The organism is Labedella gwakjiensis, from assembly GCF_003014675.1.
Lineage (GTDB): Bacteria > Actinomycetota > Actinomycetes > Actinomycetales > Microbacteriaceae > Labedella > Labedella gwakjiensis.
Genome location: NZ_PYAU01000001.1, coordinates 2,959,896 through 2,979,559, shown reverse-complemented (window position 1 = coordinate 2,979,559; position 19,664 = coordinate 2,959,896). Strand labels below are relative to the sequence as shown.

The window sequence follows — 19,664 nt, the reverse complement described above, 5'->3', positions numbered from 1 at the left end:
GGGGTCAGCCCAGCATCCGGATGGTGGTCGGTGCGATGCTGCCCGGCATCTCGAGCGTCACGCCCTCGAGCCACGTCGGCGAGACGGTGTCGGCGAGCGGGAACGTGTCGACGCGGTCGATGAGCTCCTTCTCGGCCTCCAGCCAGAGGTCGCACGCGCTGTCGGAGTCCTCGGCCTGGAAGGCCTGCTCCGCGAGCGTGTTGTAGTCCTCGTTCTCCACGGCCATGAAGTTGTAGCCGCCGTTCTCGCTCGTCTCACCGAGGAAGAAGAGGCTCAGCACCACGGGGCTCGACGGGGCGAGCTGGATGAAGCCGGTGTCCCAGTCGTACGTCTGGTAGAGGTCGGTCGACCAGCCGGTGGGGTCCTCGGCCACGAGCTCGGTCGTGATGCCGAGCTCGTTCCACTCCGCCTGCACCTCTTCGGCCGCGGCGCCGTGGGTCGGCGTTCCGGCGTCGTAGAGGAAGCGGATCGTGAGGCCGCGGTCGCCGTCGGCGTCCGCCTCGTAGCCGGCCTCGTCGAGGAGCTCGGCGGCCTTGTCGACGTCCTGGCTGGGCAGCTCCCACAGGGGGCCGTCGGCGACGCACGTGAGGGGCGTCTTGTTCACGAGCGAGACGGACGGCTGGTAGCTGCCGTCGGTCACGAGCTCGCCGACCGCGTCCTGGTCGAGGGCGAGCGTGAGGGCCTCGCGGACGCGGACGTCCGCGGTGGGACGGTCCTCTCGCTCGTTGAAGAGCATCTGGCCGATCGGGTTGAGCGTACCCACGGAGTCGAGGCCGGCGGCCTCGATGCGCTCGCGGTCGGCACCGATCACGGAGGCGGCGTTGAGCTCGCCCGAGATGAGGAGGTTTGCCGCGGTCGCCTCGTCGGCGACCACGCGGGCCACGATCTCGTCCGGGAGGCCCTCGGTGTCGCTCGTGACGTCCTGGGGACCCCACGTGTAGCCGTCGCGCTTCGTGTACGTGTAGGCCGATCCGGCCTCTGCCGTGGTCAGTTCGTAGAGCGCCGTGCCGTTCGTGGTGTCGGCGAGGGTGTCGGGGTCGTCGAGGCCGGCCTGGCAGACCATCTCGACGGTGCCGGTGCTCTCGAGGAGGAACGGGTTGTTCGTGGCGCTCTCGATCGTGAGGACGTTGCCGTCGGCCGAGGCCGTCATGTCCTCCGTGACGTTGGAACCGAACCAGAACGTGCCGTTGTCGGGGCTCGCCTGGTAGGCGAAGTTGTTCGCGGCCGTCTCGGCGGTGAACTCGGTGCCGTCGGCACACGTGATGCCGTCCTTCAGCGTGTAGCTGATGGACGTGCCCGACACCTCCCAGCTCTCGGCCATGGAGGGCACCATCTCGCCCTCCTCCGTCGTGTACGCGAGGGACTCGTAGCCGAAGGGCACGAGGGCGCGCTGCACGAGGTTGACGCCCGTCAGCGGCGACAGGTTGCCCGGGTCGTCGTTGATGGCCATGGTGAAGGTGCCGCCGGAGACGAAGTTCGTCGGATCGGCGCTCGGGTCTCCCCCGGTACTGGTGCCGCACGCGCTGAGCGCGAGTGCTGTGGCGATGGCGGTCGTCGTCACGACGACCCCCCGGACGGTCCTGGTCATGATGTGCCCTTCGTCGAGTACGAAACGGGTGGTGCAGGGGTGTCGGTGCGTTGTTCGATCCGGGCGAGGGGACCCGCTGCCTTCACGGACACTTTGAGGGTCGGTCGGGTGGAGTACGAGACGGGCGTCTCGAGCACGTCCACCACCTCGACGGAGCGCGGGTCGGCCCCGGCCTGGATGGCCCGGTCGATCGCCTGCCGGCTGGCCGCGTCGATCGCGGCGACACGATCGGCGTAGTCGCACATCTGGTCGGCCCGACCGCCCGCGAGGGCGATCGCGGCGCCCACGGCGTTGGCGACGTTGCCGCGCTCGGGGCGGAGCACGTCGCTCGCGCCCGAGACGGAGTCGGGCACGAGGAAGCCGCCGCCTCCCACCACGACGAGCGGGAGGTTCGTGCGGCCGAGCGACATCCGCTCCACGGCGGACTCGACGCGGTCGCGAGCGACGGCGAGGGCCGCGACGAGGGCCGCACGCGTGGCGCGGTCGAGCGGGGGCAGGTCGTGCGCCGCGATCGTGCCGGGGGCCTCGACGGAGGCCGCGTCCGTGAGGGTCGCGGTGTCGCCGCCGAAGAGGAGGGCCTCCTCGGTGATGCGGTGACCGACCGAGTCGGAGAGCGGGACGCCGTTCGCGAGGTCCACGATCGTGCCGCCGCCGACGCCGAGGCTCAGGATGTCGGGCATGCGGAAGTTGGTGCGCACTCCGCCGATCTCGCGCGGGAGCGTCGACTCCCGGGGGAAACGGTCGACGAGCACGCCGAGGTCGCTCGTGGTGCCACCGACGTCCACCACGATCGCGTTCTCGGCACCGGAGAGCCGGGCGGCCCCGCGGATGGAGTTCGCCGGTCCCGAGCCGATCGTGAGCACGGGGTATCGCGCCGCGTAGTCCACGGCCATGAGGGTGCCGTCGTTCTGGGCGAAGAAGGTCTCGGCGTCGAGCCGCTCGTCGGCCACGGCGACGAGGAGCGCGTGCGTCACCTCGCGGGCCACCCGGTAGAGCGCGGCGTTCAGCACCGTCGCGTTCTCGCGCTCGAGGAGCCCGAGCTCGCCCACTTCGTGGCTGAGCGAGATGGGGATGTCGGGACCGAGAAGCTCGCGCGCCACGGCGGCGACCTCGAGCTCCTGGTCGGGGAAGGAAGGGCTGAAGATGCCGCACACGGCGACGGCGTCCACGCGACCGCCGAGCCCGTCGAGGAAGCGGCGCACCTCATCGAGGTCGAGGCGCGAGATCGGGTAGCCGTCCACGAGGTGGCCGCCGCCGGCCAGGAGCGAGCCGGCGAGCACGGTGTCGCGGAGGTCCGCCGGCCATCCGGCGAGCGGCGGGAAGTCGGTGGACGCGGGCGCGCCCAGGCGGATCACGGCGACGCGGCCGAGGTCGCGACGGCGCACGATCGCGTTCGTCGCGTGGGTCGTGCCGAGCATCACGCGGGACACGTCGTCGCGGCGGGATCCGATGTCGGCGAGCACGGCCGCGAGGGCCGCGCGGATGCCGCCCGTGACGTCGACGGTCGTGGCCTGCTTCGTCCACGCGATCACGGTTCCGGCGTCGTCGAGCGCGACGGCGTCGGTGTTGGTCCCGCCGACGTCGATGCCGACGCTGAGGTCACGAACACTGAGGTCGCGGGCGCTCATCGGGCGACCGCCGATCGCGCGGCGAACGGCACGTACGCGAGGTCGTATCCGAATGCGGCGGGACCCGTGAGTTCGAGGCCGCGCTCGGTGCGCCACAGCGGATCGCACGGCCACGCGAGCACGCTCACGCGCTGTCCGAAGCGGAGCATCTCGGTGGAGATCGCCTCGCCCGTCTCGGTGTCGACGATCGTGATGAGGTCTGGCACGCTCACGACGATCTCGCCGTCCTCGATCACGACGAGGTTCTCGTTCTGGATCTCGACGCGCAGGAGGCGGTCGCGATCCGCCCCGATGCCCTGGATCGTCACGGACCCGCGGGTGAAGCCGCCCTCCGTGAGACGCTCGATGTCGATGACCTTGCCGCCCGCGAGCACGTCGGCGCCGAGCTCGTCCGCGATGTCGACGACGGGATCGGGCGAACCGAGGAGGCGGCGGCCCACGTGGATCGCACGGCTCACGGTGCCCTCGATGACGGCGCCCGGCGCGGTCTCGGAGGTGAGGAGGTAGTGGGCGCCGATCGCGATGCCGCCCGCGGCGATCGTGAAGGCGCGCGCGTGACGTTCGAGCCACTCCATGTCGAGGGTGCGGAGCACACTCACGTTGCCGATGACGTCTCCCATCACGGCGAACTCGCTCGCGAGCCCTGCGACGTTCATCGAGATCATCGTGGACTTCGGGAAGGCGCGTCCCATGCCGTCGGCGTCGAGCACCGCGACGCCGAGCGAGGCCGCCCAGCCCACGGGAGCGACCCCGTTGCTGCCGCCGATCTCGGCAGCCATGACGGCGGTGACCGGACGGCCGATGATGCGCTCGACCTCGGCGATGAGCGTGTGCACCTGGGCGCTCGCCCCGAGCATCTCGATGCCCACCGAGGGAGCGCCGATGCCGGAGAGCAGGATGACCGCATCGTCCGGACCGAGCTCCTCCACCTGCATGAGGCGGACGGGACCGTAGGTCTCGATGGAGGTCTCGACGGACAGCTGGACCGTGTGGACGGCGCCGCCTCCACCCGTCCCGAAGACGGCTGCGCCCGCGGCGAGGGGCGCGACGTCGTCGCGTGTGATGAGCCGCAAGGGCTCGCTCGTGGTGCTCATGATTCGAGAGTAGGAACAGATCGGACGCGCGACAATGTGGCGGGAGGACCGAGAATCGCGGGAGACTGTGCTCATGGAACAAACGCTGCGTGAACGGGTCGACCTCCGCGAGGTCGTCGAGCAGGCCGATCGCTTCGGCACGCGTGTGCTCGCGGGCGATCCGGACGGTGTCGAGGTGCTGAGCGTGGAGATGCTCGCGCTCGACGACCTCGCCCGCGCGGCCGCCGGCAGCCTCGTCGTGGCGACGCTTCCCACCGCCGAGGCGCCGCGGGCCTACCAGATCGACATCGCCGTGTGCCGCGCCATCTCGGCGCGCGCCGTCGCTCTCGTCCTCACGGGCGACGTCACCCTCTCCGAGACCTCGCGCACCCTCGCGGGACGCGGCTCCCTCATCGTGCTCGGAGCCGACGCCGCCCCGAGCGAACTCGCCGTGTTCGTCGATCGCCTCGTGCGGCGCGGCGCCGCCGGTGCGCTCTCGCGCGCCGAGCACGCGATCGAGGCGGTGAGCCGCGTCGCCGACGCAGGGGCGCCGGACATCCGTGCAGCCATCCTCGAGGCGGCGAGCGCCGCTCTGGGCGTCGGCCTGCGGATCGAGGAGGTGCCGGGGGTGCGGTGGACGGAGGCGGACGCCGTCTGCATCGGGGAGGTGCCGATCGGCCGTCTGGTGGCCGACCGCGACGACCCGGCGGTGTCGATCGCCCGCCCGGTGATCGCGTCCGTCCTGTCGCGGGCGGCGTCGCGCGAGTCGCAGGACCGCTTCGGTCCCGTCCGATCGCGCGCCGACCTCATCGTCGAGCTCCTGTTCGCGGAGTCGTCGCGCATCGACGGGCTCGCGGTCGACGCGGCGCGTGCCGGTCTCCCCGTCCAGCTCTCCCACTCTGTCGCGTGGCTGACGCCGCGCGTACCGGGCGAGGACCAGCGGCGACTGCCCGTCTCGCTCGTGGCGGCTCTCGAGCTGCGGGCCCTGCAGCTCGTGGACGACAGGGACGAGGTGTGGCACGTCGCGGCGTTCCACGACGACCTCCTCGTGGTGGCGTCGGAGGAGCTCGGGGCGCCAGACCACCAGCGGAGACTGCGCGAGGTCGTCGAGCGCTTCGTTCGGCAGGCCGCCGTGCTCGCGGGCGAGGACTGGACGTTCACCGTGGGTCTCGGAACTCCGCAGAGCGGTGCGGCGGGACTGCGCCAGTCGGCCACGGAGGCGCGCATCGCCGCGGAGTCGGCCGTGGCGTCCGGCCGCCTCGGCGCGATCGAGTCCACCGATGTGACCGGGCTCCGGCGCGTGCTCCTCGACTTCTACGCGTCCCCGCTCAGCCGCACGCTGCTCGACGACATCCTGTCTCCCCTCGACGCCCTCGGGTCCGAGCGGGCCGACACGTCGGTGCGCACGCTTCTCGCCTACCTGAGCACACGGAACTCCCTCGTGCGGGCAGCGGAACTCCTCACGCTGCACCCCAACGCCGTGAACTACCGCGTGCGCCGCATCGAGCAGACCCTCGCGCTGAACCTCGACGACCCCGACACCCGCTTCGCCCTCGAACTCGCCTGCCGCCTCCGCCTCGTCTCCGCCCGCTGACCCCCTCTCTCCCCCCCCCCCCCCCCCCCCCCCCCCCCCCCCCCCCCCCCCCCCCCCCCCCCCCCCCCCCCCCCCCCCCCCCCCCCCCCCCCCCTCCCCCTACCCAAGGGGCTACTCCCGAGCGAGGGCTACAGCTCCACCTGGCGCCCTCGACACGGACGTGGCGCCCTCGATGGTGATGGTCGTGGGCGTGCCCCGCCAGGGCCTGTCTGGATCGCCTCGCTCTGCGTAGCGTGGATGCATGGATCACCGAACCGCGAGCTCACGCCCCAACCGCAGACGAGCATCCGGAGGAGCGGCCGTCGTCGCCGCCAGCCTGCTCCTGTCCGCGTGCGCCGCGCAGCCGGAGACCATCACGTCGCCGGCGCTGTCACCCTCGGCTGCCCCGGCGCCGAGCCCGACGGCGGACGCCTTGGAACCGGTCGCTCCCTCAGGCGATCCCGTTGATGTCACGACGGGGCTCGAGGCCCCGTGGTCTGTCGCCTTCGTCGGAGAGACCGCCATCGTGAGCGAGCGCGACAGCGGACGCATCCTCGAGCTCGCCGACGACGGATCCACGCGAGAGGTCACAACCGTCGAGGGCGTCGTGACCGGCGGCGAGGGCGGTCTGCTCGGCCTCACCGTCGACGACGACGAGCGCCTCTACGTCTACTCGACGGGGTCGGACGGGAACCGCATCGAGCGATACTCGCTCACGGGGGAACCCGGAGCGCTCGGTGTCGACGACCCGGAGACGATCCTCGACGGAATCCCGTCCGCCCGCACCCACAACGGCGGACGCCTCGCGATCGGTCCGGACGGCCTCCTCTATGCGTCCGTCGGCGACGCCGGGAACCGCGACGCCCCGCAGGACCCCGATGCGCTCGGTGGCAAGATCCTTCGGATGACACTCGACGGTGGCGTTCCCGACGACAACCCCATCGAGGGCTCCCTCGTCTACAGCCTCGGCCACCGCAACGTGCAGGGCCTCGCCTGGGCAGAGGACGGCACGATGTTCGCGACGGAGTTCGGGCAGGACACGTGGGACGAGCTCAACCTCATCACCCCCGGAGCCAACTACGGCTGGCCCGTCGTGGAGGGCGTCGTGGGCCGGGCCGAGTTCACCGATCCGCTGCAGCAATGGAACCCGGATGATGCGAGCCCGAGCGGGCTCGCGGTCGTGGGCGGCACCCTCTTCGTCGCGAACCTCCGCGGGGAGGTGCTGCGCTCCGTGCCGCTCGCCGACACCACGTCGTCGACCGACTACCTCTCGGGTGAGTTCGGCCGTCTCCGCGACGTGGTCGAGGCACCCGACGGCAGCCTCTGGGTGGTCACGAACAACACCGACGGTCGCGGCGAACCGACGGACGGCGACGACCGCATCCTCCGCCTCCCCCTCTCCCCCGCACCGTGACGTCGGTCGAGCGCACGGCTGCTTGCCGGATCGGCAACGAAGCTCGCGGTTCCGGCACGTCGGTCGTAGCGTGACGAGCATGAGCCATGAGCACGGCACGCCAGCCCCCGCCACCGAGATGTTCGAGCCGCCAGCATGGGAGGAGCGGTACGCGGGCGACGGATCGATCTGGAGCGGCAACGCCAACGCGCAGCTCGTGGCCGAGGCGTCGGCCCTCACGCCCGGAACCGCTCTCGACGTGGGGTGCGGTGAGGGCGGCGACGTCATCTGGCTCGCCGCGCGAGGCTGGACGGTGACCGGCGCCGACTTCTCGGCGAACGGTCTCGCGCGCGCCGCCCGACATGCGGAGGACGCGGATGTGGCGGAGAACGTCACGTGGTGGCAGGTCGACGCCCGCGAGTTCGAGGCGGACGGACGATCGTTCGACCTGGTGACGACACACTTCCTGCATCCGCCGGACGGCGGCATGGTGGAGGTGACGCGGCGGCTGTGGGACGCGGTGGCGCCCGGCGGGCACCTCCTCGTCGTGGGCCACGCGCCGTCGCCGCTGTTCACGCACCTGTCCGAGAGCCACCGGCAGGCGATGTTCCTCGCGGCGGATCTCCTGCCAGCGCTGCCGGACGACGCGGAGGTGCTCGTGGTGGAGGAGCGTCCTCGCATCGCCGTGCGGGACGGCGTCGAGGTGGAGATCGCGGACGCCACACTCCTCGCCCGCAAGCCGGCTGCGGGCTGACGGCCGCGAGGTCGTCGAACCGTCAGTCGGAGACGGGCTCGATCACACCGATCGGCTCGCGCTTCTCCGCTTGGAAGCGGTCCTCCGTGCGGCCCTGCGCCCAGTAGCCCGAGAGCGACAGCTCGGAGCGCACCACACCCCGCTCGCGGAACAGGTTCCGCAGACCCTTCATGGCCTCACGCTCGCCGTGGGCGAAGATCCGCGGCCGACCGTCGAACCACGAAGCACCTGCGACGGCGTCGACGAGGATCGAGGGCTCCTCTCCGTGAAGCCACCGCACCTCCACGCCGTCTGGCGCGGTCAGCGGGATCTCCTCCGCGGCGTCGGCCACCTGGATGAACGCGAGCCCGCGTGCCCCGCCCGGCAGGGCCTCGAGGGCCGCGGCCGTCGCCGGCAACGCCGACTGATCGGCGGCGAAGAGATGCCAGTCGGCCTCCGGGTCCGGAGCGTAGGCGCCGCCGGGACCGGCGAACGTCAGGCGATCGCCCGGCTGCGCCCGGTCGGCCCACGGCCCCGCGAGGCCCTCGTCACCGTGCACGACGAAGTCGATCGTGAGCGTGCGAGCCCTGGGATCGACCGAGCGGATCGTATAGGTGCGCGTCACCGGCAGATCCTCGGGAGCGAGCGTCTCACGAAGCGCTGCGACGTCGTACGGCGGCTCGAGCCCCAGCTCCGGCTTCGCGAAGAAGATCTTCACGTAGGCGTCGGTCTTCCCGTTCGGCTCGAAGAGCTCGTACTGCTCGCCCGTGAGCACGATCCGCACGAGGTGCGGGCTCAGCTGCTCCCGCCGCAGCACCTCGAGGGTGACCTGCGGTCGAGCCGGCTTGGACGGACGGGCGGGAGGCGTTGCGGTCGACATGGATCTCCTTAGGTGACCCTTACATCCCATCACACCCTCGCGGCGTCGGTACCGATCCCCTCGTTCCGAGGAGAGACGTCAGCGGCCGTCGAGGGCCGCGAGGAAACGCGTGAGCGAGCCGCCGAGGTTCCAGTCGTCGCCGAGCTTCTCGAGCGCGGCACGATCGTCACCCGTCACCGGACGGAGTCGCGCGCCCGCGTCGTCGAGCGACGGCACGTCGAGGTCGCGCACCACGGCGACGACCCGCGGGGCCACCTCGAGGTAGTCGGACGCCGCGACGAGCTTGCCCCGCACGGACGCGGAGAGGTCGGCGTCGTCGTCGGCCGCAGCTTCGCGCAGCGCCGCGAGCGTGCCGTACTCGCCGAGGAGCGACGCCGCCGTTTTCTCGCCGATGCCCGCCACCCCGGGCAGACCGTCTGACGCGTCGCCGCGCAGGGTCGCGAAGTCAGCGTACTGCTCGGGCAGCACACGATACTTCGCGACGACGGCCTTCTCGTCGAGCACGTTGAGGTTCTTCATGCCGCGCGCCGTGTAGATCACACGCACGTCGCGGTCGTCGTCCACCACCTGGAAGAGGTCGCGGTCCCCTGTCACCACATCCACCGGCATCGCGGCCGTGCTCGCATAGGTGCCGATCACGTCGTCGGCCTCATGGTCCTCGACGCCGACGATCGCGACGCCGGCGAGTTCCAGCACCTCCCGGATCATCGGGATCTGAGCGGTGAGGCCCTCGGGGACCACCTCGACGAACCGCGACGCCGTGGACTTCTCGTCGAGCCGCTGCTCCTTGTAGCTCGGCACGAGGTCGACGCGCCACCGCGGCCGCCACGCGTCGTCCCAGCAGGCGACGAGATGCGTCGCCTCGAAGTCGGTGCTGAGCCGCGCGATCATGTCGAGCAGACCGCGGATCGCGTTGACGGGCGTGCCGTCCTTCCGCGTGATCGAATCGGGCAGCCCGTGGAAGGCGCGGAAGTACAGGGACGCGGTGTCGAGCAGCATCAGTCGATCGGCCATACGTGATCCTGACACGAGCCGGCGACATCTGCGTCTGCGGGAATGGGATCGCCCCCGCGCCCGTTGCACCGTATAGTTGAAGCTACAAGCAATTGAGAATCGCGAGGACACCATGACCGCCACCGATGAACGCCTCCTGGCCGACGACACGTCGATGGGAGCGGTGACCCTGCGTGTCGGCGACCTCGAGAACATGAGCGCCTACTACGCGAACGCCTTCGCGATGCAGCCCCTCGAGGAGCGCAGCCGCGGACGCGAGGTGCACCGCGTGCTCGGCCGCGGCACGACTCCCCTCGTCCGCCTCATCCACACTCCCGACCTGCCCGCGGTGGATCCGCGCCAGCCCGGTCTCTTCCACACGGCGTTCCTCTTCGACGACGAGCCCGCCCTCGCCGCCACCGTCTACCGGGCGGCGCAGGACCCGCGCAGCCGCTTCGCCGGGTCGAGCGACCACCACGTGAGCGAGGCGTTCTACTTCTCCGACCCCGAGGGCAACGGCGTGGAGCTCTACCGCGACCGCCCGCGTGAGGACTGGATCCGGAACAACGGCCGCATCCACATGACCACCACCTACCTCGACCCGAACGCCTACCTCCAGCAGTTCCTCTCCCAAGAGTCACTCGACGCGGGACCGTCCGCCGCTGGCCGTGTCGGCCACGTGCACCTCCAGGTGGGCGACATCGAGACCGCGCAGCGCTTCTACGTCGACGCCCTCGGCTTCGGCATCACCACGAACGAGTACCCGGGAGCTCTCTTCGCCTCCGCCGGCGGCTACCACCACCACGTCGCCATGAACACGTGGAACAGTGCGGGGGCCGGTCCGCGGGCGGCGAGCCTCGGCCTCGGCGAGGTGTCCGTGACGGTGCCGACGTCCGAGGAGCTCACCGCCCTGCAGGCGCGACTCACCGCTCAGGCGCTCCCCTTCGCGAGCGATGGCCGCTCCGTGACGGTCTCGGACCCCTGGGGTACCGTCGTCACTGTGAGCCTCCCCGACCTCTCCACCGACGAACTGCTCGCCCGATGACGACGCTCCACGACGTGCGGTCGCCCGCCTGGGCCGCTGCCTCGACGACCGGTGCGCCGGTGGTCCTGCTCCTCCACGGCTACGGCTCGCACGAGCACGACCTCGCCGTGCTCGCACCGGCACTCGCGATCGAGGGACGGTGGGCGTCGCTCCGCGCTCCCCTCGACATGCCCGGCGGCGGTGCCGCGTGGATGCCGATCACGACTCCCGGCCGCCCCGACCCGGACGCCGTCGCCCAGGCGACGGACGCGATCTGGGCGTGGGTCGAGGAGAACGTGGACGACGGATCGTCGATCGTACCGATCGGCTTCTCCCAGGGCGGCGTGATGGCGAGCCAGCTGCTGCGCACGCGTCCCGAGCGCGTCGCCGCGACGGTGATCCTCGGCGGCTTCGTGCTGGCCGCACCGCAGCCGGCGGACGACGTGATCGCGTCGTCCCGCCCGCCCGTGTTCTGGGGTCGCGGCACGGAGGACCGGGTCATCGCGGAGCACGCCGTCGCTCACACCTCCGAGTGGCTTCCCGGGCACTCGTCGCTCACCGAGCGCGTCTACCCGGGCCTCGCGCACGGCATCCACGCCGACGAGCTCGCCGACGTTCGTGCGTTCCTCGATAGCCAGACGACCGCCTGATCCCTCGGTACGATGACGCGGTGAGCGACATGATCGAACCCGGCATCTACGAGCACTTCAAGGGATCCCGCTACGAGGTGGTGGGGGTCGGAACGCACACGGAGACGGGCGAGGCCCTCGTGTTCTACCGCACGCTCTACGGCGACTACTCGTTCTGGGTGCGCCCCCTCGCGATGTTCGCGGAGCACGTGGACCGCGACGGCTACACCGGCCCGCGATTCCGCCGCATCGCCTGAATCGCGATCGCCTGAGCCGCGGTCAGACCACGCGCACCTCGACCTCGCCGTCGCCCGCGAAGACGAGCGAGCGCGTGGCGACCTTGTCGGTGAAGAAGCGGTCGTGGCTCACCACGACGACGGCTCCGGGGAAGTGGACGAGCGCGCGCTCCATCACCTGGGTGCTCGGGAGGTCGAGGTGGTTCGTCGGTTCGTCGAGCAGCAGCACCGAGGCGCCCGACAGCAGGCACTGCGCCATCGCGACACGCGCCTTCTGCCCACCGGACAGCTCCCGGATGCGCTTCTTGAGGTCGGCCTCCGAGAACTGGAACATCGCGAGGAACCGCCCCACCGACTTCCGTGTGGCCGTGAGCGCGAGGCTGTCGGGCATCGCGTTGACCGCGTGCGTCACGGTGTCGTCGAGGTCGAGCTCTTCGAGCACCTGGTTGTAGGACACGACCTTCACGCCGGCCGCCCACGTGGCCGAGCCGGCGTCCGCCCGCTCCTCCCCCGTGAGCACGCGAAGCATCGTGCTCTTGCCGCTGCCGTTCGCCCCGATCACGACGATGCGGTTCCCGCGCCGGATCTCGAAGCTCACCCCGTCGAACAGCTGCTGCTCCCCGTACGACTTGGAGATGCCCTCCACGCGGCACAGCACGTCCTTGATGTGGAGTCCCCGATAGATCTCGGTGATGATCTCGTCCACCGGCCGCGGCGCTCGCGACTTCTTGATGCCGGCGAGTTGCTTGCCGAGGTCCTTGCCCTTGTTCTTCGCGGCCTCACGGCGGTCGGAGATCCCCTCGGCCTCGAACGCGAGCAGCTCCGACTCGTGCTGGAACTGCTGCTGCAGCGTCTTCAACCGGAACTGCTTCTGCACCACGTACTCCGCGAAGTTCCCGGGGTACTCGTGCAGGTGGAAGTTCTCCACCTCGACGATGCGGGTCGCGACGGCGTCGAGGAACGTGCGGTCGTGCGACACGATGATCGCGGCGCCGTCGAAGGAGCGGAACCACGACTCGAGCCACTCCACGCCCGCGACGTCGAGGAAGTTGGTGGGCTCGTCGAGCAGCAGCACATCGGGCTCCTCGAGCAGGATCTTCGCGAGAGCCGCGCGGTTGCGCCAGCCGCCGGAGAGCTCGTCGATGGGGCGCGTGCGGTGCTCCTCCCGGAACCCGAGGGTCGTGAGCGCCTGGTCGATCTTCCGCTGGTAGTCCCAGCCCTCGAGCCGGTCCATCTCCCCGAAGAGCTCCGACTGGCGACCGATGAGGTCGTCGAGCTCGCCGGCGTCGGGTCCGGCCGCGATCGACGCCTCAATTGCGGCGAGCTCGTCCTCCGCGGCGTGCACCTCGTCGAAGAGCCCGTCGAGCACCTCGAGGATCGTCGCCGTGCCGTCGAGCTCGGAGAACTGCGAGAAGTAACCGATGCGGGTCCCGGGGTCCACGACGACGGTCCCGGAGTCGGGGTGCACCTGCTCGAGCACGAGCTTCAGGAGCGTGGTCTTTCCCGAACCGTTGCGGCCGATGAGCCCCACACGGTCCTTCCGCTCGAGCCGCAGGAACGCCTCCCGCAGGATCTGCGTGTTCTCGAGGCGGACGTGGACGTCGTTCAGCCGGACCAGGCTCATCGGGGGGACCCTCTCCTCCCGCGGTGGCGGGACGCCCCCGCGCGTCGGGAGCCGAGTCCAGTCTCCCCCACCCGGCGCGCGACGGCCGCCGCGCCCCGTCAGGCGGAGGTCGAGGCGCGCCGGCGCGGCACCGGCGGCGTGCGCGGCGTGGGGCGCGACACGAGCACGGGGCACGGTGCGGAGTGCTGGATGCGCTGGGCCGTGGAACCGAGGAGGATCGTCTCGCTGAGGCCCTTGCCTCCGCTCGCCACCACGACGAGGTCGGCTTCCAGCTGCTCGGCGGCCCTCACGATCTCGGCGGCGGGCGAGCCGCTGCGGATCTTCTTGACGACCTTCGGCCCCCAGCCCTCGAACTCCGCCGCGACGACGTCGAGCGCGTTGCCGGCCTCCTCACGGAAGCTCATGTCGCCGGACGAGCCCCTCGACCGCGACAGCTCGTTCGCGAACGGGACCGCCGCGCGCGGGCTCACGACCGCGATGACGACGACCTCCGTCACCTTCGTCGGGTCGGCGAACGACATGAGTTGCCGCGCCGCCGCCAGAGACTGCTTCGACCCGTCGGTCGCCACGATCACGCGCATGGTCATCCCTCCTTGGTGCTGTTCGAATCGGAGCTGATCGAATCCGTACCGATCGAGTCGGTCGCCGTGCTCGGCGACTTCTTATGGCCGAACACCTTCTCGGCCACGTAGAGGGCCACTCCCACCGCGAGGAGACCGGCCACCCAGAGGAGCGAGCTGGGGTCGTCGACCACCACGTACACGAGCAGCACGGCGTTGCCGAGCAGCCCGACGTAGAGCAGCGGCGTGTTCGCGCGGAAGCTCTCGCCGTGCTCGTCCTTTCCGCGTAGCTTGAGGGCGGCCACGATCACGAGCCCGTAGATGAAGAGGAGGAACACCACGGTGACGTTGGCGAGCGTCGTGACGACGTCGATCCCGATCGCATCGTTGAGCATCGCCCCCACCACGAGGAGCGACATCACGATGACGGCGGCGAACAGCAGCGCGACCCACGGGCTGCGACGCGTGCGGTGGATCTTCCCGAACATGCTCGGCACGATGTCCTCGCGCGCCATGCCGTAGAGGATGCGCGACTGGGTGACCACGGCCACGAGGGTCGTGTTGGTGATGGCGACCATCGCGATGATGGCGAAGATCACGATCATGACGGCGACGGACACCGGAAGGATGCCGGCCTTGATCACCTCGAGGAGCGCCGCGTCCGACTCGGCGAGGGTGTCCACGGGCACCACGAGGGCGGCCGTCATGGCCACGAGGACGTAGATGACGCCGGCCGCCACCATGCCGCCGACGAGAGCGCGGGGGAACGTCTTCGACGGGTTCACCGTCTCCTCCGCCACGTTCGCGGCGTTCTCGAACCCCGTCATGGCGAAGAAGGCGAGCGCGACGCCGGCCACGATGGCGAAGATCGGGAACGTCTCCCCCGTGTCGAACTGCACGAGCACGCCGAAGTCGGCGGCGCCCTGCGACACGTGGATGATGCCGACGACGAGCACGATCGCGAGACCGGAGATCTCGATGATCGTCATGATGAGGTTCGCGACGACCGACTCGGTGATGCCCACGAAGTTCACGACCGCGAGAAGCACCACGAAGACGAGCGTGATGAGCAGCGCCGGCGAATACGGCACGATCGTGCCGAAGTAGCGGGCGAAGCCGTTCGCGAGCGACGCCGTGGCGGCGAAGCTCGCCGAGAGCATCGAGATGGTCACAAGGAACGTCAGCACGGGAAGCTTGAACGCCTTGTTCACGTAGAGGGCGGCTCCGGCCGCCTGCGGGTACTTCGTCACGAGCTCTGCGTAGGCGAGGCCGGTGATCGTCGCCACCGTGACCCCCACGGCGAAGGCGATCCAGAATGCTCCGCCCACTTCCCCGGCGACCGCGCCGATGAGCACGTAGATACCGGAACCGAGGACGTCGCCGAGCACGTAGAAGAACAGCAGCCTCCCCGTGATGGAGCGTTTCAGTTCGCTGCTCGGGGCGCCGGTCTGCTCGTCCGCTGTTCTGCTCGACATGCGCGGACCCTACTGGAGTTCGGGCCCCCTGGCGAGGGGGTCGACGCGGCTGCGGGTGCCTGGTGTATACGCCGTCCACGTCACCGCCCCGAGGAATCACGCTCGGGCTCTACCGGTCGTGAGCGACCCTCGCTATCCTGGTCGCATTCAGGCGCTGTCGCCCGCCGTCGAGCGCAGCCGTGCGGAAGGCGAGGCCGTGGCATGGGCATTCCGGAGGGTAGTTTCGCCGTCGCGGCGCTCATCGTCTTCGCCTTCCCCGGCTTCGTCTACGGCGCTGTTCGTCGATGGGCCCGCGGTGAGCGCGCCGGTGATCGCGATACCGCCCTCTCGATCGCTCGCGGAGCGATCTTCTCCGTCGTTCTCACGTCGGTCTACCTCGTTCTCGCCGGCGGGGCCCTCTTCTCCGGCCTCACGGCCGGCCCGAAGGAGGAGACGCTCGCCCTCGCGGATGCCCGCACTGTCGGCGGCGTGGTGCTCGTGCTCTACATCCTGGTGCCGCTCGTGATCGCCCTCCTCCTCCACCGCAAGGACATCCACTGGCGGGAGACCGACGCCGACGGGCGGCGGCGCCTCCGGTGGCCGAGGTCGATCCACGGCTACGAGGGAACGCCGACCGCCTGGGACCACGCGGTGCTCCGGAACGTCCATTCGCTCGTGAAGATCCGTCGAGCAGACGGGATCTGGGTCGGCGGTTGGTACAGCGGAGGATCGTTCGCCTCGACCTACCCGGAACCCCCGAGTCTCTACCTCGACCGCCAGTTCGCGATGACCGAGGACGGCAATTTCACCGGCGAGGTCACGGGAACCGGGGTATACCTCCGGATCGCCGACGACGACGTCGTGATGTGGACGAGGAAATACAGCGCTGCAGCGTAGCGCGCCAACAGAGAGGAGCACGCCATGGTCGTCAAGAACACCCCACCGGCATACGGAGGGGGCGACGGGCCGGAGGACATCAGACTGGCGTCGGGCGTCAGCCCCCTAGCTCCCGGTGTCGCGCCGTTCCGCGTCGAAGACCCGCCGGAGCTGCCGTCACGGACGGAGAACGGCGGAATCGGCGGGAAGGGCAAGGGGTGAGTCTCTCACCCGCGACATAGGCTGGATGGATGGCTACCGTCATCCTCGTCCGGCACGGACGCACCACCGCAAACGCGAGCGGTCTGCTCGCCGGACGGACGGAGGGGGTGCGCCTCGACGACGTCGGCCGGTCGCAGGCCGAACGCACCGCTGAACGGCTCGCGGCCGTTCCGCTCGTCGGCGTCGTGTCGAGCCCGCTCGAACGCTGCCGGCAGACCGCCGACATCATCCTCGGACGACAGGACCCGGTGCCGGCGCTGTCGATCGAGGACGCGATCACGGAGTGCGACTACGGCGATTGGCAGGGCCGCACCCTGAAGGAGCTCGGCGCCGAGAAGCTGTGGGGCACGGTGCAGCGCCAGCCGTCGGCCGTCGTCTTCCCCGGCGGAGAATCGATGACCACGATGCAGGCGCGATCGGTCTCCGCCATCCGCCGCCTCGACGCCGAGATGGAGGCGCTGCACGGCGCGAACGCCGTGTGGGTGGCCGTGAGCCACGGCGACATCATCAAGTCGGTGCTCGCCGACGCGCTCGGAATGCACCTCGACCTCTTCCAGCGCATCAGCGTGGGCCCCGCGTCGGTCTCGATCGTGCGCTACGGGCAGGACCGGCCCGACGTGGTCTCCACGAACACGGATGCCGGCGACCTGTCGTGGTTGCGTTCCACAGCCCCCGCCGGGGATGCACCGGTCGGCGGCGGAGCGGGACCCGAGGCCTCCGCAGCCTCCTAACATGGAGTCATGCCTTCCATCGTCCACGAGTTCGAATGGCCGGACCGCGTCGTCGTGGGCACGGTCGGCCGCCCCGGTGACCGCACGTTCTACCTGCAGGTGCGCGCGAGCTCGCGGCTCGTCAGCATCGTGCTCGAGAAGGAGCAGGCCGCGGTGCTCGCCGAGAAGATCGACGAGATCCTCGACGGGCTCATGGCTTCGGGCGACGACAGCCTGAGCATCCCGGCCGACACACCCGTCGAACTCGTCGACAACGACCCGCTCGACGAGCCGGTCGACGGTGAGTTCCGCACGGGAACGATGGCCCTCGGCTGGGACCCGACGACCTCGCAGATCACGCTGCAGGCCTTCTCGGTCGTCGAGGGGCTCGACGATGACGACGACCCGCTGTCGCCAGAGAACGAGCCCGAGGCGGTCCTCCTCCTCAAGATGCCCGTCGGCACCTCGCGGGCCTTCGCCCACCGCACGCGGGAGATCGTGGGCGCCGGCCGCCCGCTCTGCCCGTTCTGCGCCCAGCCCATCGACCCGAGCGGGCACACGTGCGTGCTCCCGGGGCTCATGTGATCGCCGCCCCGCGCCCATGACCACCGAGGCCCATCGCGACGACGCGGCGCTCGACGACGAGCCGCTCGAGCTCACGGGTCGCATCACGACGGCCTCGAACGCCACGTTCCTCGGAACGATCGGCGACACGTCCGTCGTCTACAAGCCGATCGCGGGCGAGAAACCGCTGTGGGACTTCCCCGACGAGACCCTCGCGATGCGTGAGGTGGCCGCGTACCTCGTTTCCGAGTCGTTCGGGTGGAACGTCGTGCCCCGCACGTGGCTGCGCTCGGGCCCCCTCGGCATGGGCATGGTGCAGTTGTGGCAGGAGGCGGATCCCGAGCAGGACGCCGTCGACCTGGTGCTCGCGGAGGAGATGCCGGACGACGGCTGGTGCCACGTCTTCGACGGGCACGACGAGGAGGACCGCGTCGTGTCCCTCATCCACGAGGACACAGCGCCGCTCCGGCGCATGGCCGTGTTCGACACGGTCGTGAACAACGCCGACCGGAAGGGTGCGCACATCCTCGCGATGCCGGGCGGTCACCGGCACGGCGTGGACCACGGGCTCACGTTCCACGAGGAGCCGAAGCTCCGCACCGTGCTGTGGGGTTGGCTCGGCGAGTCGCTCACCGCCGACGAGCTCGCGGGACTCGATCGTGTGCTCGAGGATCTCTACGGCGCCCTGGGAGACGAGCTTGCCGGCCTCCTCACGATCGCGGAGACCGACGCCCTCGCCGCCCGCATCGAGGCGCTCCGCTCGACGGCGGTCTTCCCCGCCCCGACGGGCCACATGCCCGCCTTCCCCTGGCCGCTGTTCTAGGGATCAGTCGTCGAAGACGACCGTCACCTTGTCAGCGGCACCGGGCGTCGCCGCGAGGGCGAGCGCGTCGAGCGACTGCTCGAAGGGCAGCCGATGGCTGATGATGAGGGCGTACTTCTCCCAGTTGGCGATGATGTCGTCGGTCACCTCGAAGATCTCCGTCGGGTAGCCCATCGACCACACGATCGTGAGCTCCGCCGAGAGGACGCCCCCGAAGTCGAACTCGACCGGCTTCTTGTGCACCGCGACGATCCCGAGCGTGGCCCCGTGCTTCGCGATAGCGGCGACCGTGCGCGGGACGACGGCCACCCCGGCGGCGTCGAGATAGACGTCCGTCCCCGCCCGAACACCGCGCACGTGGGCGGAGGCGCCGTCGCCGTGGAGCTCGACGAGCCGGGCGGCCACGTCCTCCGAGCCGGAGTCGATGACGGCGTCGGCCCCGATCTGCAGAGCCTTCTCGAGCCGTTCCGGCACGAGATCGACGACCACGATGTGCGAGGCGCCTCTGCGGCGGTAGCCGAGGAGCGCACCGAGGCCGATCGGTCCGGCACCGAAGACGACGACCTTGTCGCCCTGTTTCGGATCCGTGCGATTCACCGCGTGGAAGGCGACGGCCATCGGCTCGTTGAGCGCGGCGACCTCCCACGGGATCTCGCTCGGGATCACCCGCAGCTGCTTGCCCGGCTCCGCGTCGCGCACGACCACGAACTCGGACAGGGCTCCCTGCTCGCCGCCGGAGCCGAGCAGCCCGTCGGTGAACGCCATCGTGTCGACGACGACATGGTCGCCGACGGAGAACCCGGAGACCTCCGCACCGATGTCGACGATCTCGGCCGCGGGCTCGTGCCCGAGCGGCGTCGCGCCCTGCCTCGGCGGAATGCCGCCCACCTGCGTGTAGAGCGCGTCCGAGCCGCAGATCCCGCACGCGCGGATGCGGAGGAGGACGTCACGCGGTCCGGCGACGGGAGTGTCGATGTCGACCCATCCGGTGGTTCCGGGACCGGTGACGTGGACGGATCTCATGGTGGCTCGCTCTCCTGATCTTTGCGCCGACCACGCGGCCGACGCGAAGGACGCTATT

20 protein-coding genes are annotated in these 19,664 nt (G+C 70.4%); 11 read left to right on the top strand and 9 right to left on the bottom strand.

Translation table 11 applies throughout. The annotated features are described in order from the left end of the window. Window positions 1-4: 4 nt before the first annotated feature. From CLV49_RS14010 to CLV49_RS14000, 3 genes are read right to left on the bottom strand one after another with little or no spacing between them, the layout of a single operon-like run. The gene (locus tag CLV49_RS14010) at window positions 5-1,588 is read right to left on the bottom strand and encodes an ABC transporter substrate-binding protein (protein ID WP_106564089.1); all 1,584 of its coding nucleotides are present in this window, start codon (window positions 1,586-1,588) and stop codon (window positions 5-7) included. Continuing rightward, window positions 1,585-3,216: a hydantoinase/oxoprolinase N-terminal domain-containing protein gene (locus CLV49_RS14005; protein WP_106564088.1), complete on the bottom strand. Its 1,632-nt coding sequence runs from the start codon at window positions 3,214-3,216 to the stop codon at window positions 1,585-1,587. Before CLV49_RS14005 ends, CLV49_RS14010 begins: the two co-directional genes overlap by 4 nt. Beyond that, window positions 3,213-4,310, bottom strand: a complete 1,098-nt coding sequence (locus tag CLV49_RS14000; protein ID WP_106564087.1) for an S-methyl thiohydantoin desulfurase family protein — start codon at window positions 4,308-4,310, stop codon at window positions 3,213-3,215. The genes CLV49_RS14005 and CLV49_RS14000 overlap by 4 nt, the downstream gene beginning before the upstream one ends. 73 nt (window positions 4,311-4,383) lie before the next feature. Here CLV49_RS14000 and CLV49_RS13995 point away from each other — a divergent pair, with 73 nt between their 5' ends. The 3 genes from CLV49_RS13995 to CLV49_RS13985 all read left to right on the top strand — a co-directional run bounded on the left by CLV49_RS13995 (window position 4,384) and on the right by CLV49_RS13985 (window position 8,009). Continuing rightward, on the top strand, window positions 4,384-5,883 hold the full coding sequence (locus CLV49_RS13995; protein ID WP_106564086.1) for a PucR family transcriptional regulator: 1,500 nt from the start codon (window positions 4,384-4,386) through the stop codon (window positions 5,881-5,883). Between the two features lie 241 nt (window positions 5,884-6,124). Beyond that, entirely contained in the window at window positions 6,125-7,276 is a 1,152-nt protein-coding gene (locus CLV49_RS13990) for a PQQ-dependent sugar dehydrogenase (RefSeq protein WP_106564085.1), read from the top strand. A 79-nt stretch (window positions 7,277-7,355) separates the two neighbouring features. Continuing rightward, window positions 7,356-8,009, top strand: coding sequence for a class I SAM-dependent methyltransferase (locus CLV49_RS13985; RefSeq protein ID WP_106565119.1), 654 nt, complete (start codon window positions 7,356-7,358; stop codon window positions 8,007-8,009). 22 nt (window positions 8,010-8,031) lie between these two features. Here the strand turns inward: CLV49_RS13985 and CLV49_RS13980 are convergent, their stop codons facing one another. Together CLV49_RS13980 and CLV49_RS13975 are read right to left on the bottom strand one after the other, a co-directional pair. Further along, entirely contained in the window at window positions 8,032-8,868 is an 837-nt protein-coding gene (locus tag CLV49_RS13980; protein WP_106564084.1) for a siderophore-interacting protein, read from the bottom strand. 78 nt (window positions 8,869-8,946) lie between these two features. Then, a complete protein-coding gene (locus CLV49_RS13975; protein ID WP_208019775.1) occupies window positions 8,947-9,882 on the bottom strand; it encodes a 5'-3' exonuclease in 936 nt (311 codons plus the stop codon). A 112-nt stretch (window positions 9,883-9,994) separates the two neighbouring features. Here CLV49_RS13975 and CLV49_RS13970 point away from each other — a divergent pair, with 112 nt between their 5' ends. Genes CLV49_RS13970 through CLV49_RS13960 form a run of 3 tightly spaced genes read left to right on the top strand, consistent with a single transcriptional unit; the run spans window position 9,995 to window position 11,771 of the window. Further along, on the top strand, window positions 9,995-10,906 hold the full coding sequence (locus tag CLV49_RS13970; RefSeq protein ID WP_106564082.1) for a VOC family protein: 912 nt from the start codon (window positions 9,995-9,997) through the stop codon (window positions 10,904-10,906). After that, window positions 10,903-11,535, top strand: a complete 633-nt coding sequence (locus CLV49_RS13965) for an alpha/beta hydrolase (RefSeq protein WP_106564081.1) — start codon at window positions 10,903-10,905, stop codon at window positions 11,533-11,535. Before CLV49_RS13970 ends, CLV49_RS13965 begins: the two co-directional genes overlap by 4 nt. A gap of 29 nt (window positions 11,536-11,564) precedes the next feature. After that, window positions 11,565-11,771 carry a DUF1653 domain-containing protein gene (locus CLV49_RS13960; protein ID WP_106565118.1) on the top strand — a complete coding sequence of 69 codons (207 nt, stop codon included), beginning with the start codon at window positions 11,565-11,567 and terminating at the stop codon, window positions 11,769-11,771. 22 nt (window positions 11,772-11,793) lie between these two features. Here CLV49_RS13960 and CLV49_RS13955 read toward each other — a convergent pair whose 3' ends face one another. The 3 genes from CLV49_RS13955 to CLV49_RS13945 all read right to left on the bottom strand — a co-directional run bounded on the left by CLV49_RS13955 (window position 11,794) and on the right by CLV49_RS13945 (window position 15,409). Next, window positions 11,794-13,374: an ABC-F family ATP-binding cassette domain-containing protein gene (locus CLV49_RS13955; protein WP_106564080.1), complete on the bottom strand. Its 1,581-nt coding sequence runs from the start codon at window positions 13,372-13,374 to the stop codon at window positions 11,794-11,796. A gap of 98 nt (window positions 13,375-13,472) precedes the next feature. Then, window positions 13,473-13,961 carry a universal stress protein gene (locus CLV49_RS13950; RefSeq protein WP_243696557.1) on the bottom strand — a complete coding sequence of 163 codons (489 nt, stop codon included), beginning with the start codon at window positions 13,959-13,961 and terminating at the stop codon, window positions 13,473-13,475. Continuing rightward, window positions 13,958-15,409 carry an APC family permease gene (locus CLV49_RS13945; RefSeq protein ID WP_106564078.1) on the bottom strand — a complete coding sequence of 484 codons (1,452 nt, stop codon included), beginning with the start codon at window positions 15,407-15,409 and terminating at the stop codon, window positions 13,958-13,960. Before CLV49_RS13945 ends, CLV49_RS13950 begins: the two co-directional genes overlap by 4 nt. A gap of 201 nt (window positions 15,410-15,610) precedes the next feature. Here CLV49_RS13945 and CLV49_RS13940 point away from each other — a divergent pair, with 201 nt between their 5' ends. From CLV49_RS13940 to CLV49_RS13925, 5 genes are read left to right on the top strand one after another with little or no spacing between them, the layout of a single operon-like run. Further along, window positions 15,611-16,285, top strand: coding sequence for a DUF6338 family protein (locus tag CLV49_RS13940; RefSeq protein ID WP_106564077.1), 675 nt, complete (start codon window positions 15,611-15,613; stop codon window positions 16,283-16,285). A gap of 24 nt (window positions 16,286-16,309) precedes the next feature. Then, complete coding sequence (locus tag CLV49_RS18365; RefSeq protein WP_158261985.1) at window positions 16,310-16,486, top strand: hypothetical protein; 177 nt, start codon at window positions 16,310-16,312, stop codon at window positions 16,484-16,486. Window positions 16,487-16,515: 29 nt separating this feature from the next. Then, window positions 16,516-17,217 (top strand): histidine phosphatase family protein, encoded by a 702-nt coding sequence (locus tag CLV49_RS13935; protein WP_106564076.1) that lies wholly within the window; start codon window positions 16,516-16,518, stop codon window positions 17,215-17,217. A 9-nt stretch (window positions 17,218-17,226) separates the two neighbouring features. Continuing rightward, window positions 17,227-17,781 carry a DUF3090 family protein gene (locus tag CLV49_RS13930; RefSeq protein WP_106564075.1) on the top strand — a complete coding sequence of 185 codons (555 nt, stop codon included), beginning with the start codon at window positions 17,227-17,229 and terminating at the stop codon, window positions 17,779-17,781. A gap of 16 nt (window positions 17,782-17,797) precedes the next feature. Beyond that, a complete protein-coding gene (locus CLV49_RS13925; RefSeq protein WP_106564074.1) occupies window positions 17,798-18,583 on the top strand; it encodes an SCO1664 family protein in 786 nt (261 codons plus the stop codon). A gap of 3 nt (window positions 18,584-18,586) precedes the next feature. Here CLV49_RS13925 and CLV49_RS13920 read toward each other — a convergent pair whose 3' ends face one another. Continuing rightward, window positions 18,587-19,606 carry a zinc-dependent alcohol dehydrogenase gene (locus CLV49_RS13920; RefSeq protein ID WP_106564073.1) on the bottom strand — a complete coding sequence of 340 codons (1,020 nt, stop codon included), beginning with the start codon at window positions 19,604-19,606 and terminating at the stop codon, window positions 18,587-18,589. Between the last annotated feature and the right edge of the window lie 58 nt (window positions 19,607-19,664).